Origin of the sequence: Mycoplasma sp. CSL7491-lung (assembly GCF_018913965.1) — a bacterium.
Taxonomy (GTDB): domain Bacteria; phylum Bacillota_I; class Bacilli_A; order Mycoplasmatales; family Metamycoplasmataceae; genus Mycoplasmopsis.
In genome coordinates, this window is sequence record NZ_JAHMHG010000001.1 from 1 (window position 1) to 16,431 (window position 16,431).

At 25.3% G+C, this 16,431-nt stretch carries 14 protein-coding genes; 9 read left to right on the forward strand and 5 right to left on the reverse strand.

Annotation, left to right across the window (positions count from 1 at the left end):
- The 7 genes from KQ876_RS00005 to KQ876_RS04205 all read left to right on the forward strand — a co-directional run.
- The coding region (locus KQ876_RS00005) for a restriction endonuclease subunit S (RefSeq protein WP_216489716.1) at positions 1-784 on the forward strand (784 nt) is incomplete at its 5' end.
- 420 nt (positions 785-1,204) lie between these two features.
- On the forward strand, positions 1,205-3,388 hold the full coding sequence (locus KQ876_RS00010) for a HinT-interacting membrane complex protein P80 (protein WP_216489718.1): 2,184 nt from the start codon (positions 1,205-1,207) through the stop codon (positions 3,386-3,388).
- Positions 3,388-4,602, forward strand: a complete 1,215-nt coding sequence (locus KQ876_RS00015; protein ID WP_205852117.1) for a HinT-interacting membrane complex lipoprotein P60 — start codon at positions 3,388-3,390, stop codon at positions 4,600-4,602. Before KQ876_RS00010 ends, KQ876_RS00015 begins: the two co-directional genes overlap by 1 nt.
- Positions 4,595-4,912 carry a histidine triad protein HinT gene (gene hinT / locus KQ876_RS00020; protein ID WP_205852116.1) on the forward strand — a complete coding sequence of 106 codons (318 nt, stop codon included), beginning with the start codon at positions 4,595-4,597 and terminating at the stop codon, positions 4,910-4,912. The genes KQ876_RS00015 and hinT overlap by 8 nt, the downstream gene beginning before the upstream one ends.
- A gap of 50 nt (positions 4,913-4,962) precedes the next feature.
- On the forward strand, positions 4,963-6,765 hold the full coding sequence (locus tag KQ876_RS00025) for a hypothetical protein (RefSeq protein ID WP_216489720.1): 1,803 nt from the start codon (positions 4,963-4,965) through the stop codon (positions 6,763-6,765).
- A gap of 234 nt (positions 6,766-6,999) precedes the next feature.
- Complete coding sequence (locus KQ876_RS00030; protein WP_216489723.1) at positions 7,000-8,034, forward strand: ATP-binding protein; 1,035 nt, start codon at positions 7,000-7,002, stop codon at positions 8,032-8,034.
- Between the two features lies 1 nt (position 8,035).
- Positions 8,036-10,261 carry a S8 family peptidase gene (locus KQ876_RS04205; RefSeq protein ID WP_216489725.1) on the forward strand — a complete coding sequence of 742 codons (2,226 nt, stop codon included), beginning with the start codon at positions 8,036-8,038 and terminating at the stop codon, positions 10,259-10,261.
- 43 nt (positions 10,262-10,304) lie between these two features.
- On the opposite strand, the gene rsmA is transcribed toward KQ876_RS04205, so the two are convergent.
- Genes rsmA through pyrH form a run of 5 tightly spaced genes read right to left on the reverse strand, consistent with a single transcriptional unit; the run spans position 10,305 to position 14,555 of the window.
- On the reverse strand, positions 10,305-11,078 hold the full coding sequence (gene rsmA, locus KQ876_RS00040; RefSeq protein ID WP_205852112.1) for a 16S rRNA (adenine(1518)-N(6)/adenine(1519)-N(6))-dimethyltransferase RsmA: 774 nt from the start codon (positions 11,076-11,078) through the stop codon (positions 10,305-10,307).
- Positions 11,078-11,881, reverse strand: coding sequence for a TatD family hydrolase (locus KQ876_RS00045; protein ID WP_205852111.1), 804 nt, complete (start codon positions 11,879-11,881; stop codon positions 11,078-11,080). The genes rsmA and KQ876_RS00045 overlap by 1 nt, the downstream gene beginning before the upstream one ends.
- The gene (gene mnmE / locus KQ876_RS00050; protein ID WP_205852428.1) at positions 11,881-13,239 is read right to left on the reverse strand and encodes a tRNA uridine-5-carboxymethylaminomethyl(34) synthesis GTPase MnmE; all 1,359 of its coding nucleotides are present in this window, start codon (positions 13,237-13,239) and stop codon (positions 11,881-11,883) included. The genes KQ876_RS00045 and mnmE overlap by 1 nt, the downstream gene beginning before the upstream one ends.
- Positions 13,240-13,284: 45 nt before the next feature.
- Entirely contained in the window at positions 13,285-13,836 is a 552-nt protein-coding gene (frr, locus tag KQ876_RS00055) for a ribosome recycling factor (RefSeq protein ID WP_205852429.1), read from the reverse strand.
- Positions 13,836-14,555, reverse strand: coding sequence for a UMP kinase (gene pyrH, locus KQ876_RS00060; RefSeq protein ID WP_205852108.1), 720 nt, complete (start codon positions 14,553-14,555; stop codon positions 13,836-13,838). The genes frr and pyrH overlap by 1 nt, the downstream gene beginning before the upstream one ends.
- A gap of 263 nt (positions 14,556-14,818) precedes the next feature.
- On the opposite strand from pyrH, the gene KQ876_RS00065 reads away from it, so the two are divergent.
- Both KQ876_RS00065 and KQ876_RS00070 read left to right on the forward strand, forming a co-directional pair.
- Positions 14,819-15,715, forward strand: coding sequence for a Cof-type HAD-IIB family hydrolase (locus KQ876_RS00065; RefSeq protein WP_205852107.1), 897 nt, complete (start codon positions 14,819-14,821; stop codon positions 15,713-15,715).
- Positions 15,715-16,419, forward strand: a complete 705-nt coding sequence (locus tag KQ876_RS00070; protein WP_205852106.1) for a ribonuclease HIII — start codon at positions 15,715-15,717, stop codon at positions 16,417-16,419. Before KQ876_RS00065 ends, KQ876_RS00070 begins: the two co-directional genes overlap by 1 nt.
- The last annotated feature ends 12 nt before the right edge of the window (positions 16,420-16,431 follow it).

A 16,431-nucleotide genomic window follows, 5' to 3' on the forward strand; every position in this document is an offset into this window, starting at 1 on the left:
ATCTATAAAAATTTCATACTCGCCCAATAAAAGTGAAAGAGAGAGTATATCTAAATTAATAAATAATTTAGATTCATCAATCGCACTACTTCAGCGTAAGTTAGAAAAAATGAAAAATATTAAAGAAATTCTACTTAATAAGATGTTTGTGAGCGGTCAAGCGCAATTTCCTGAAATTAGATTTAAAGAGTTTACTAATCCTTGAGTACAGAAACTTTTAGGAGATATGGGCGATATAAATGGTTCTACTGTTGACAAAGTAATCAGAAACGAAGATATAAAATGTTTAATGTTAAATTATATGGATGTTTATAATAAAAAAGAAATCAAAAAGGAAAATCTGTCTTTTAACTCTGCGACTCCGTGACAAATATATACAAATAATATACTTGAAGGAGATGTTTTTATAACTCCTTCGTCAGAAACTAAATATGAGTTAGGTTTTGCAAAAACTTCAAATGTAGAAATTTTGAATGGAGTATATTCTTACCATTTAATAAGATTTAGACCTAAAAATATTAAAATAGAAAAATCATATTTGGACTACTTATTTGATACCCAAAAATACCGTACATATTTTAGTATTAATGGTCAAGGGGCTCAAAGATTTACATTATCATTATCATTTTTCAAAAATGCTATAATTTATCTTCCTTCATTAAAAGAACAAGAAAGAATAATTAAATTATTAAAAACATTAGACTCATCAATCGCACTACTTCAACGAAAGATAGAAAAACTAGAAAATATTAAATCAACTTTGCTAAATAAAATGTTTGTTTAAAAACAGAACTTATTCTTTTAGTAAGTTCTGTTTTTATTAGATTTTATTTAATAACTTTTAAATTAATTTTTATTAAATCCATTCTAATAAATATAAATTAATTAGTGCGTTATTACAAATGATTTATTACACTATTTTAATAAATTCATAATAAAAGTTTTTGTATTAAATATTAATTAAATATGTAAAAATAGAGTTTCGAAATAATGCCCATTTATTATTCCAAAAATTACTAAATTCCATAAAAGTTAAAATAAACTTAAGCATAATTTTATTTTTTTAATACATCAAAAAATGGCGATTTTATTTAGCGCTCTTAACAAAAGTAAAAAAAAGATTTTTTAGACTTTGTAATTAATTAAAAAGTGTTTATTTTGTTATAATTAATATAAAATTAAAAGTTTATAAAAAAGGAGCTTTATGGCAAAAGGACAAAAGTCATTTTTTGAACGTTTAACAGAAGTTAATGACTCATACGATGAAAAAAAACAAAATAAAAATACTACTAATAAAAAGAAAAGAAATTATATAAATATTGCTATTTTATCAACTTTAGGAGTTGGTGCTTTTTTAGGTATAACAATACCTGCAGTTATAAATAGTACAAAAGTAAATTATGAACAACCAACTAAAGATGATGTAAATGTTTTGGAATTTAAAAATAGTAATGGTGTTGTAACAAAAATCAATGTTAAAGAACTAACTAATGTTTTAACTGATACAAGTAAAACAAACCAAAGCAAAGTAAGTTCTTTATATAAAAAGATTATTCTAGAGTGATACAAACAAGAGCAACGTGCTTCTCAAATATATGAACATATTTTTAATAATTCATTGATTGCTGGTGAAACAGTTAGAAGTGATATTAAATTAAAGAAAATCGAAGATATCGAAAAAGAACAAAAAGCAAAGATTGATGAAGAAAGAAATAATATTCAAAAGAAATATCCTTTTCAAACATGAGAAAAAGCATTTCTTGAAAAATTACAATCAGATGAATTTGGAAAAAGCAACACAGTAGAAGAAGCTACTGAATATTTAGTATTTAAAGAAATTGAAAATGAAGCGTTAAGACGTTTTACAATTGAAGTTAAAACTTATGATTTAAATTACATTAATAGAGTTGCTCAAAGAGATATTTATGATATCGATGAATTCGGAAACACTTTACCTCAAAAACTTTTATTCCACAAAGGTGATAAAGTATTCTCATTTTACAAAGAAAATGAAAATTATTATACAGATTCTTCAGTTGCTAATAAAGCGGTTACATTTACAACTCGTTCATTTATTGATAAATTAAAAGATCCTACTGAGTTAATTAATACTTACTTTAGTTCAAATTCTTTAATGAATGTTGAGTCTATAATTTTACCTGGTGCTCATGATCCTGAATTAACAAAACCATTTAAATTCGATGATAAATCAAAAGAGAAATTAATAAACCTTTTAAGTTATTCTTCAATAATTAAAACAACTACAAATAATGGTAATCCAACAACATCTAGAGAATTTATACAAAACGTAGAATTGTTCAAGAAATTTAAAGCTGCAAGCGAATACTCATTAATTAAAGAAAATCAAACAAGCGAAGAATTTCAATATGATAAAACATTATATTCAAGTTATATTGAATCTTTAACATTAACAAAATCAGACTCACTTTTAAAAAGCGCATTAGTTACTTTTAAAGATTTATTCACTTCAAACCAAGAGCAAGCTTTAGGAATTATTGCTAAAGATGAACTTTCAAAAGGAGATAAAAAAATTCCAGAAATAAACTTAAATGAAATTTACAAATTACCTACAGGAGTAAATTCAAGTTTAGAATCTGAAATAGATAAGTTGCAAAAAGAACTTAAAACAATGGAATCTCAAACAAATAACGAACAAGAATTTATCGAAAAAACAACTTTATTAAATAGTTATATTTCTAGATTAATTAATTCAATGGATAATGCTCAATTTGAAAAGTGAATAAAAGATACATTCAACAACCACTTTAATATAAATGTTGATAATAAAAATTATGTTTCTACAGTTTATAAAGTTAAAGATAAAGATGGTTACTATGCTTTATTAAATGCGACAGGAATTAATTTATTCAAAGTAACAATGGTTCAAGAAAAAGATCAATATATTAAAATGTTCAAAGACGACATGATTAATGTATTAAAAGGTTTTTCTACTCATTTTGATTTAGTTAATAAAATCAATAAAAAACTTAGCGAAGAACAAATAGTTGTTAAAGCTTTACAAGATGATGGGCTTAAAGCAGCATTAAAAAATATTGATAATCCCTCTATAACTGATAAAAAAGAAAAATATAACGATCAAGTTCTTGAAGAATACTCAAATATTGCTTACTCAATTTCTAACGGTAAAGTTAGTGTTGAAATAACAAATAATCTAGACAAAATTGATAAATGAATAAAAGATACTTATAATTCTGAAACAAACTTAAATTTAAGTTATAAAGACGCAAAAATGAAAGTTGCTTATTACGATACAACTAATAAAACATTTAGTTATTCTGAAGAAAGTGCGTTTGATTTATACGAAAGTGCATTAAGAAAAATGTTAAAACAAGGAGAGGATAAATAATGATAAAATGATTTAAAAAAGTAATTTTGCCAGTATCATTAGCTTCTATTAGTGTTGCTGCTATTTCTTGTGGTAGAACAGCTGATTCGATTGAAAAAACTCAACAAGACGAATTATTTAAAGACGCAAAAGTTAAAACAGAAGTAGAAAACTTATGAATTGAAAATGTTTTAAAAAATTACTATCAAGTTGATGAAAATGCTAATTTAATTTCAAATCAAGAGTATAAAGAAGCTGCTTTCCAAACTTATAAAACATACGTAGAATATCAAAATCAAAAAGATTCTAAATATTTAGAAAAACAAATTACAAATTTACTTTCATTAGGTGTTTTAAACCAAGAAGAATTTAAAGTGTTAGAAAAAGCGTATAGTTTTAAATCATTACCAACTTTAGACCAATTTACAATTTTATATAACAATAAATCAGCCGATGTTAGATTATTGGTTAATAAACAACTATTAGTTAATAAATATTTAACAATTTCATCAAAAGAAGAATTAGAAAAAATTGATAACTCTAAATATACAAGAAATAAAGATAGATTTGATCAAAATAACTTTTTGTTAATTGATTATATTCTTGACAAAAATTATGTTCAATTATGACAATTTAAATCAGACAAAGAACAAGATTTATTTACTACAAAATACAAAACGATTTCAAACATAAATGATTACAATGCTATAGCATTAAAAAACTATACAACAGATAATGTTGTATCATCTAATTTATTATTCTCAAATAATAAAAACCTCGAAACAAAATTAGGTGGTTATGTTGGTATCCAAAAAACTCCTTTTAGCTTTGATAATTCTATAGCAGCTTTATCAGAAGATAATGTTGTTATGAGTGGTTTCTATAATTATTCAACTAATAAACTAGTCAAGGTAAATGAAGACGAAAGTTTAGAAGAGTCTATCAAAATAACAAATAATGATGGAAAAATAAATATATCTTATTTAAATAGAATTATGCCTTTAACAAAAAAAGTTACTAATCCAGATGATAAAGAAAAAGAAATGACAATCTTTACAATGGAAAACACTATTTTTGCTCCTAATTTATTAATTTTAACTACAATTTTATCAGTTAATGATGAATCGCTTTACAATAAAGCTGTTGAAGCTTTTGTTGCCTTAGGGAATAAATTAACAATAACAGAAAATGAAACATTAAAAAAATCATTAGAAGGATCAAAATTCCTTGGCTAGTATTTTTACAAAAATTATAAATAGAGAAATTAACTCTAATATAATTTATGAAGATGATAAGGTTATATCTATTTTAGATGTTAATCCTAAACAACCTGGACATTTTCTAGTTATCCCTAAAATTGAAAAAGAAAATCTTCTTGAACAAAGTGAAGAAGAAGTTAATTATTTAATGAAAATAGCTCGTCAATTAGCTACTGAAAAAATAAAAAATAATGAAGCTACTGGATTTAAAATTGTAATTAACACCGGAAAAAGTGCTGGACAAGAAGTTATGCACACACACGTTCATGTAGTACCATATAAATAATAATCGCTTTGCGATTATTTTTATTATAATATATCTTTAAAGGAGTTGATATGAAGTTAATATATTCAATATGATTTCAATTAGGTAACTTGGCAAATTTACCTACTTTGGCATCATCAAGCGTTTCGCAATCTAGTCAATCAAGTTATACTAACGATGAATTTAATAAAATAAAAGAAGAATATAAAAAACTTTTTAGTAAGTATTTTACTAATAATAACTTTATTTCTCAAATTGATTCTATTGAAAACACAACGAAAGAACAAGTAAAAAATAAAGTTATAGAAATATTAAAAAATACTTATAAAAATATTATTTCTGATATCTTTTTTACTCAAAGTAACAATAATTATAATTCTATAGAGCTAGAGCGTTCAATCAAAGAAAAAATAAACAATAATAATAGCTTTGAAATAGATAGTTGAGATCTAATGATATCTAGCGTTCTAGTTGATTTAGGTCATAAATGAATTGATGAAACAAGAGAAAATTTTACTTATACCGAATTAATGGATGATTTACCAAAATCTAAATGAACTATAAAACAAGAGAACAAGACCGCTTATCAGTATTGATCAAATATAGCAAGAACTATATTTAGTGGTTTTTACGTAGATTCTATTAATGGTGATTCTTGATTTAGAGAAGATGATACAGAACATTCTCAAGAAGAAACTGAAAGAATATATTTTAAAAATGCTATTGAGCCGAAACTATATCTTTTAAATATGGATCCGGAACTTAATCATGACAATAAAAGTTTAAATTTAAGAAATAACGAAGAAATAAAAACATTAATATCAAAACTAAACTTGAATGATTTAAATACTTACAAGGAACTTTTAAATAAATATGGATATTTATTCAAAAGAGACTTTTATAGATATCACGAAAATATTGATTATTCTTTCAATGAAATTTGAATGATAAATCCAGCAATTGTTTTTAAAAATGAATCCATTTTAGATGAAAATTCAGTACCTTATAATAAAGTTATAAATTATATTAAAAACTACTATTTAGAAGATGTTTTAGAATTGCTAAACTTTAATTTGAATGATGATTTTTTAAATGATTGACCTACTAAAATAAACTTTAATAATAAACTAAACGATAACGCTTCTTTAATTTACTATAATTTAAGTTTGCCTTTAATAAATCATCTTAAAACCCAAGTTTTTAATTCTATTTTTGATTATTACAATATTTCACAAGATGAGCAAAACAGAATTTGAAGTCTATTCCAAGAAACTCCACAGGAAAGAAATTTTTTGTTTGATACTGTCGGAATTTATGAATTATCAGATAAAAAAATACTTAGTGCAATAAGACCTAAAGTATCATTTTTTAATTTGAAATTAAAAATCCAAGAAGCTTTAAATGAAATAGGTAAAATTGTTAAACCTGAGCTTAATGTGGTTAATGAAAATTTTAGATTCCATAATTATACATTAAATGAAATATTGCCTAAAAATGACAAACACAATGAAACTAAATTAGATAATGAAAATCATTCAGATAATAAGGTAGAAAAAAACGAAAAAAAAGATGAAATTACTTCTAATGAAGAAAAAAACATTTCAAATAAAGAGGATGACAACCAAATTTCGAATAAAAACAATGAAACTCCAAATGAAAATAAACAAAAAATAGAAGAAATTAGAGAAACTAATCAAAAAAGTCAAAGTAATAATTCAAATAATAGTAAAAAAAATCTAGAAAAAGAACAAAACAAAGGAAATTCAAATTATAATATCAAAAAATTTCTTTTAATTGCCTTAATTGCGTTAGGTATAATATCTTCAGGAACAATATTTTTATTGATTTTAAGAAAAAAGATGTTATCTAAATAAAAAATCATTATAGCCATGTAGAAAAAAGTAACATGAAAATGTTATTTTTTTATATAAATTATGAGTCGATTTTTGCGTTGTAAAATAAGTAAAAAGGATCTGTTAAAACAATTTATCCATAAAACAATTCAAACATTTTTGATTAACTTTTATGATATAAAAAATAACTTTTGTCCCAAATATTATTAAATTGTCCCAAGTGTGATATACTTTTAATATAGCAAAGGAGCAAAAATGAAAAAAGCAAGAATTCTAAATTTAATAAAATATTTTTCAGAAAAAAATGATATAGCTTTTAAAAATGAAGCATATGAAATTGCTAGTGAATTTGATCGAATGGGTGACTATTCACTTGCAGAATATATAATGGGTTTATTATCAGAAGGAAACACTTTTTTTCCTCAAATGATAGTAGATAATCACAATTTTATTAAAAAAATAAAGACAAGTAGCAAATCACTGCCTATACCAGATATCATTAAAGAGGATGTTATAGGGATCATTAATGCTACTACAAGAGATATTGGTATTAATAAATTTCTTTTTGTTGGGCCGCCCGGCACAGGTAAAACCGAAACTTCGAAACATATAGCAAGAATTTTAGGAAGAGAACTATTTGTTGTAGATTTTTCCACAATAATTGATAGCAAATTAGGACAAACTAGTAAAAATATTTCAAAATTATTTGACGAAATAAATAATTTAAGAATGCCTGATAAAGTGGTTATTTTATTCGACGAAATAGATGCTTTAGCTATGGAAAGAGTTGATTCGAATGATTTAAGAGAAATGGGGAGGGCAACTACAGCTGTTTTAAATGGTTTAGATCAATTAAATGATAAGGTTATATTAATAGCAACCACAAACTTATATAAACATTTTGATAAGGCGTTAATTAGAAGATTTGATTCAGTAATTAATTTTGACAGATATAGTAGAGATGATTTAATTGATATATCAGAAATAATATTCAATGATTATATTAAGAAAATGGATAATGTCGGTAAAAATATAAGACTTTTTAGAAAAATTATTAATTTATATGAGACAATACCATATCCGGGTGAATTAAAAAATATAATTAGAACTTCTTTAGCATTTAGTAAATTAGATGAAGAATTTGACTATTTAAAAAGATTATATAATACCGTGAAAAATGGAAGAAAAATTGAAATAAAAGAATTACAAACATTGGGCTTTACACTAAGAGAAATAGAAATTTTAACAAGCATATCAAAAAGTCAACTATCTAGAGAATTAAAGGAATAACATGAATGAAATTTTAGAGTTAAAGGGTGAATTTGAAAAGAGCCCTTCAAGTACTAAACCGGGACCATCAAACTTACCGATTGGTGAGTTTATAAATATTTCTAACTTGAAAAAAATATATAATGATTTAATAAAAACACTTAAATTTTGAGAAAATGAAAAATTAAAAATTAACCCATTAATTAGTGTTCACTATATAAAAATAGTAGCTAAAAGTAATAGAGTAAGAGGGTTATTTAAAAATAGTATTAGGGATAATAACAATTTGATTGTAGGTGCAAAATTTAATGATAATAAAACAAAGCACATTATTACGTATTGTATGACATTAGAGGTTTTGCACAGTTCTATTCAAAAGTTAAATGAAGTAATTAAAATCTTTGAAAAGAATTTCGGAGAAGAAATAAATTATTCGATGATATCAGAAATTAATTCAGGACATTTTAAGGATTTATTTAGTAGAACAAAACTAAGACAAAGTACATTTGTGAACGTAATTGTTGATTCTTATTGGGTTGATAAAATAAATGTAGAGAAAGAAGTTGACGATATCAAAGAAGATTCAATTGTAACAATTTTCAAAACAGGCAATAAAATTAGTGACATTTTTGATCAACTAAATATTAGTTATACTAATATAAGAAAAATTGATGAGACAACATTTTTATTAAAAACTAATGAATATAATATTTTGAAAGAAAAGGCTCCGTTTTTAATTTCGATGTCAATTACTGACATTTCAAAAATAGACACAAAACTTTATTTAAATGATATTAAAAACAATAGTTCAATAAATATCCCTGATCCTAAAGATGAGCCGGTAGTTGGTGTAATTGATACTATGTTCCATGAAGATGTTTACTTTAATAAATGAGTTGAATTCAAAAATATGTTAGACCCTAATATTGAATTAGAAAGCAAAGATTATATACATGGTACCGCGGTCAGTTCAATAATTGTTGATGGGCCAACATTTAATCCTCAATTAGAAGATGGTTGCGGTAGGTTTAGAGTAAAACATTTCGGTGTGTCTACAGCAAGCAAGTTTAGCTCTTATTCTGTTCTAAAATCCATAAAGGAAATTGTTTTATCAAATAAAGATATTAAAGTTTGAAATTTATCTTTAGGGTCGTATTTGGAAATAAATAATAATTTTATTTCACCAGAAGCCGCTTTTTTAGATAAATTGCAATATGAAAATGACATAATATTTATTATTGCTGGCACAAATAAATTGAATAAAAATATAAATAAAATAGGTTCTCCGGCCGACTCTATTAATTCTTTAGTAGTAAATTCTGTTAATTTTAATAATGAACCTACCGATTATGCTAGAAGTGGCCCTGTATTATCGTTTTATCAAAAACCTGATGTTTCTTATTATGGTGGTACTGATAAACAACCAATTAGAACATGCACTCACTTAGGAGAAAAACTTGTAGCTGGCACTTCATTTTCTGCTCCTTGAATAACTAGAAAAATAGCATATTTAATACATATAATGAAATTTTCTAGAGAAGTGGCTAAAGCTTTGATAATTGACTCTGCTGTTGGTTGAGAAAATAAAACTAATTTTAAAGTTGGGTATGGTGTCGTTCCTATACATATTAACAAAATAATTAATACTCCTAAAGATGAAATTAAATTTATTTTTTATCAAATAGCAGATATGTATGAATCATATGCAAATAATATTATTGTACCCATTGATAAAGGTAAACATCCATTTATATCCAAAGCTGTGTTGTGTTATTTTCCGAATAGTTCAAAAAATCAAGGTGTTGATTACACAAATACAGAATTAGATATACACTTTGGAAGAATTAAAGATAAAAAAGGTAACATCTTGACAATAAACGATAATAATCAAAATAATGATCATCATTATACTTACGAAGAGAGTGCCCGCGATTTTTACAGAAAATGAGACAATGTTAAAGTTATAATTGAAAATATAAAAACTCAAAAGGGTAGACAAAAGAAAAGCAAACGAACTTTTGTAAATCAAAACTGAGGAATTAAGATTAGAAAAAAAGAAAGAGTGTTGACTAAAAGTTCAAAAATTAAATTCGGAGTTGTTGTAACTTTAAAAGAAATTAATGGAAATAATAGAATTTATGAATTTATTAAAATGAATCAATTATCGGGTTGAATTGTAAATAAAATTGACGTTAAAAATAAAATTGATGTATATGAAAAATCTAATGAAATAATAGAATTTGACTAAAAATTTTGAATTAAAAAATCTTATGTGTAGAGCATAAGATTTTTTAATTATTTAGTAATTTATATAATTCGACAATTTTTTCTAACGGTAATTGCTGAATTCTTAAATTTTCATCATATCCTAATTTGTTATAAGCATTTATAATTTTTTCGCTAGAGTAAACTGTTTTTAAACTTGTGATTAATTTTTTTCTACGATTGTTGAAGCAAAGTTTAAAAAAATCCTTATATAAATTTCAAGTAGAATTATCTATATTGTCATAAAATTTTAGCGAAATTATTGCTGAATCTACCTTTGGTGCAGGTGAAAAAGCATTTTTAGGTACAATAAATTCTATTTTAGTGTTTGCTAAAAATTGACTACTTAAAGAAAGTTTTGAGTATTCTTTTGAATTTTCTTTTGCTACTATTCTTTCTGCTACTTCCTTTTGCACCATTAATATAGCTTCAGAAAAAATGTCTCTATGTTCAAAAATTTTAAACAAAATGTCAGTAGTTATGTAATAAGGAATATTTGCAATAACTTTAGATTTTTCAATCGAAGATAAGTCGCTTTTTAAGAAGTCTTCGTGCACTAAAGTTAAATTGTGACTTTTGATTTCATTTTGAATAACGTTAACCATATCTTGATCTATTTCAAAAGCAATAACATGTTTAGATTCTTTAACTAATTCTTTTGTTAAGGCTCCACGACCAGGGCCGATTTCAACTATATTGTTATTTTTAATTTCGGTTACTTTTAAAATTTTATTAATAATATTATTATCTTTTAAGAAGTTTTGACCGAACTTCTTTTTTGCATAAACTTCTTTTTTCATTATAAATTAAATAGCCTTCTTAAATTTCTATTAATTTTATCAACAAATTTATCTAATCCCACTCCTTTTAGTGCGGAAATATAGTAGCTGGTGTAAACAACTGTATTAGGTTCATTCTTTTCTCCAGTATAAGGATGTGGTCTTAAATATGGAGAATCAGTTTCAGTTAATATTCTTTCAAGAGGAATGAATTTAACTACCTGTCTTGTGTTTTCGCTCGAATTAAAAGTAACAACACCACTGAAAGAAAAGTATAAATTTTTAAATTCCATAAACTTTTGTGCTCATTCGATATTTCCGGCAAAAGTATGTAACATAATTTTTAAATTTTTATATTTTTGAAGTATTTGATATACATCTTGATAAGCTTGAAATTCATTTTCTTTATCTCTAATATGGATAACTGCAGGTAAATTATATTCATTTGCAATTTTTATTTGTTCTTCAAAACAATATATTTGATCATCTCTATTAGGGCCATCTGAGTAGTAATAATCAATCCCTATTTCTCCTATACCAACTATATTATCTAAATTTTCAATGACTTTATCTTTGAATCCTAAGATGGAATTAGTATCTTTAATACTTTCGGGGTGAATTCCAATACAAGCTTTTAAAAGAGGGTATTTTTTAGATAATTCGATTACTTGATCATTTTCTTCAAAATGTCCACCATTATTTATAATAAATTCTACTTTATTGTATTCTGTAGCTTCAACAATTTGTTGAATTGCAAAATCTGTATAGTAAGAATAATTAACATGAGCATGTGCGTCTATAAACTTATTTCTTCTTTTTCCCATTATTTTCCCAAGCAGAAGTTAGAAAACATAGTATCTAATAAATCTTCTCGATTGGCTCTCCCTTTTATTTCTTCCAAAGAATCTCAAGCATCATATAAATCAACAATCAAGGTGTCAAATGTATATCCTTCATTTGTTGCTAAAGCTAAGGCATCATCAATGTGTCTCTTCGCTTTTTTTATTAAAGATAATTGTCTTGTGTTAGAAAATATTCTTTCGTCTAAAACATCGATATTTTTAAAGTTTTCAACTAAAGCTTTTTCAAGATTATCTATATCATTTTTTAATGCTGAAATATAGATGTATTCGTCATTTTTAGACTCTATTAAATCTACTTTATTCATGACTTTAAGGTAATATTTATTTAATTCTTTAGATTTTTTTTCAATTTCAATATCAAATTCATTATTTTTTTGCGAAGGATCTAAGATGTGCAAAATTAAATCAGCTTTTTCAATTTGATCAAATGACTTTTTGATTCCTATTTGTTCAATTATTTCATTTGTTTTTCTAATACCTGCTGTATCAATTAGTTTAAATAAAATTCCGTCAATTTGATAACTTGCTTCCACTAAATCTCTTGTTGTTCCGGCAATATCCGTAACAATCGCTTTATCTTCTGAAAGTAGAGCATTTAAAACGCTACTTTTACCAACATTTGGTTTACCTAAAATTGCAACCTTCACACCTTCAAAAATATATCTACTTTTTTCCGAAACCCTTATAATTTCGCTAAATTCATTAGATAATTCAGTTAATGTTTTAATAAATAATTTTGAAGTTATTTTATCGACATCTTCATATTCTGGGTAATCAATATTAACCTCTGCTGTACCAATCAATAAACTAATTCTATTATTAATTTGATCCAATAAATCACTCGTTTTACCCTTAAATTTTGAAACACTTGCTTGAGCTTGTGTTGTAGTTTTAGACATTATTAAGTCGTGTATTGCGTCAGCTTTAACTAAATCTAATTTACCGTTTAAAAACGCTCTTCTTGTAAATTCTCCGGGTTCAGCTAAACGTGCTCCATGTATTAAAAGTAATTCAAGAATTTTATTAGTTACAACAATTCCTCCGTGACAATTGATTTCAATAATAGGCTCTCCAACGTAATTGTTGTATATTATCTTTCCGTTTTTATCTTTTTTACCAATAAATCACATTATTAAAACTTCATCTATTAGTGTTTGATTATCGTAAATTTCACCGTAAGTTATTTGGTGGTCTTGACCAACTTTTCCTTTAAAAATTTTTTTAACTATTTCTACTGCGTTTGGACCACTTAATCTAATTATAGAAATAGGTTGATTTGTTCTTGATCCAGAACTTATTGCTGCTATATTATCATTCATATTTTAATTATATAATAAAAGGTGATTTTCATCACCTTCACATTATTATCCGTTCATTAATTCGTTTTCTTTTTCTTTGCTAAGTTCGTTAATTTTTTCAATGTTTTGGTCAGTATGTTTTTGAATAACATCTAAATAATTTTTTACCACATCTTCTGATAATTCATCGTTAGCTTTTATTAATTTATTAACGTCTTGTCTTGAGTTTCTAACTCCAACTTTAGCATTTTCGGTGAGTTTTTTAAGGTTTTTAACCATTTCAATTCTACGTTCTCTTGTTAGTGCTGGGAATGTAAGTCTCACTTGATTTCCTTCATCTACAGGTAAAATACCTAAATTAGCCTTTTCTAACGCCTTTGTAATTTCTTTAACTGAAGTTAAATCGTATGGTTTAATTAATAATTGTTGTGGTTCAGGTACACTAATGTTTGCTAATTCTTCAAGAGAAGTAGGTGTATCATAGTAATTTATTCTAACCCCTTTTATTATTTGTGGATTTGCTCTTCCTGTTGAAAGTTTTGACATTTCAAACTTAAAATGTTGTATTGCTTTTTCGTTTTTTTCTTCTAATTCAAGTAAATATAATTCTATATCCATTATTTTATTACCTCTGTGTGTTCGATTTCACCTTCTATTACTCTAATTATTGAATTTTCTTCTAAAAGGTTAAATATTATTAAGTTGATATTATTATCTCTCGCCATGCTTGTGGCAGTAAGATCCATAACTTGTAATTTCTTTTCTAAAATTTCATCATATGTAATTTTATCAAATTTCTTTGCATTCGGATTAGTTTTAGGGTCTGAATCATAAACTCCATCAGTCCCGTTTTTACCCATTAATATTACGTCTGCTTTTATTTCGGAAGCATAAAGTGTTGAAGCGGTATCTGTTGTGAAGAATGGTCTTCCGGTACCCCCGACAAATATAACAACTTCACCTTCTTCTAAATATTTTAATGTTTTTTCATTTACATATGTTTCAGCAATTTTAGGATCCATATTTATTGAACTTTGAACTCTTGATTTTAAACCTACTTGTTCAAAGCCGCTTCTAAGAGCAAGTCCGTTCATAACTGTAGCTAACATACCTATATAATCTGCTCTATTTCTTGGTATTCCATTTTTTTCCGCTGATGCACCTCTTCAAAAGTTACCACCACCAATAACTATAGAAACTTGTATTCCTTTTGCGACAATTTCTTTTAATTGAAGAGCTATTTTTTTAACTAACTCACTATCAATTGCAAGGTGTTTTTCTTTGTTAGCGAAACCTTCTCCTGATAGTTTTATTAATATTCTTTTGTATTTATTCATTGCACCTCTCACCTCATTTTGAATATTTTAATAATTATAATGGAAAATTAATAATTTTTATCATTTGGATACTAAAATAATGAAAAAAATTATTTTTTTACGTTTTTAACTACTATTAATATGTTTTTGATTTTAACCATATTTTGTAGTTAAAATAATGTTTTTATGAAAAAATGTGGAATTTTTTTCTGAAAGTACATTATTATAGTATAAAAAATAAAATCTTGTATAATTTAATAAACAAATTTATATAAAGGAGTTATATGAATAATAAATACTTATTTGCTATTGATTTAGATGGCACAACACTACTTTCTAGTGCTACTGGTGAAGTTCATGATCAAACAATTAATGGTATAAAAAGAGCCATTTCTTTAGGTCATAAAGTATGTATTTTAACAGGTAGACCTTGAAGAAGTACAAAATTTATTTATGATACTTTAGGTTTAGATACAGTAGTTTCAAATTATAATGGTGCTCACATTCACCACCCCAAAGAAGATGGTTTTATACCTTATATTAAATATTTAAATTTAAATGAAGCTTTATATGTTTTAGGTGACGAAAAAGTTCAAAAAGAGGTGTCTAATATCGCTATAGAAGGACCCGATTGAGTTCAATTGCAAAAAAGAGATCCAGATTTAGAAAAAGTTTTCGGATTTACTTCATCATCAAAATTAAGAATTGGTCTCGATTTTCATAAAATCCCATTAATGCCTACAGGTATTATATTTGATGTTAAAAAAGACACAAATGTTGAAGAATTAAGAACATATTTAAAGGCTAGATATGGAGACCTTGCTGAATTTTCATATTGAAGCAAAGGGGAAGGGCTATCACCTGTATTCGATATGACTAACATTACTGCTAATAAGGGTAAAGCGTTAAGTATGCTTATGAGATATTATGATATTCCAGTTGAGAATACAATTGCTTTAGGTGATGGTTTCAATGATGTTCCTATGTTTAAAGTAGCTAATGTTTCAGTTGCTATGGGTAATGCTAGCAAAGATGTTAGACAATATGCGACTGTTAAAATAAACAAAACAAATAAAGAGGGTGGAGTTGGTTGATATATCAATAAATTTTTAGATAACCCAGAACTCGAAATAGCTAAATCAAATGATAAGAAAAAGAAGAGAAACTTAGAGGACGAATAATGTTTTTTTATAATGATTTGAGTAAAATTAATTTAGAAGAATATAATGTAATAGGCGTTGATGAAACGGGAGTCGGAGATTATTTTACACCGATAATTGGTTGTGTGGCTTATTTACCAAATAATTTGAAAGAATGGGCTATCCAACTCGGTGTTCAAGACTCAAAGAAATTAAGTACTGCTAAAATTAATTTTATTGCAAAAGAATTAATAAAAAAAATAAATTATAAAACTTATACATTGACACAAAAAGGATATAACAGCCTAACATCTAAAGGTTTTAATGCTAACGAAATAAAATATTTTATACATTTTAATGCAATTGGAAAATATTCAAATTTGTTTTTAAATGAAAATAAATTTGATAATGATATTTTTATTGTAGATAGATATTCTACTTTTGATTCTATTTTAAGATATAAAGAAAAATTTAATTTTATTTCGGATTTTAAAAAAACATATGAATTAAAAAATCAAGTATTTTTTGTTACTAAAGCCGAAAGTGTTCATTTATCAGTTGCTTGTGCTTCTATAATTGCTAGATATTATTTAATAAATTATATGAATAAACAAAGCGAAGAATGAAAATTCCAATTTCCATTAGGAGCAAGCCAAAAAGTTAAAGAAGCTGTTATTGATTTTGAACAATTATATGGTAAAAATTCTTTAGATTTAGTTTGTAAAACTAGTTTCAAAATTAAATAACAAAAATCATAA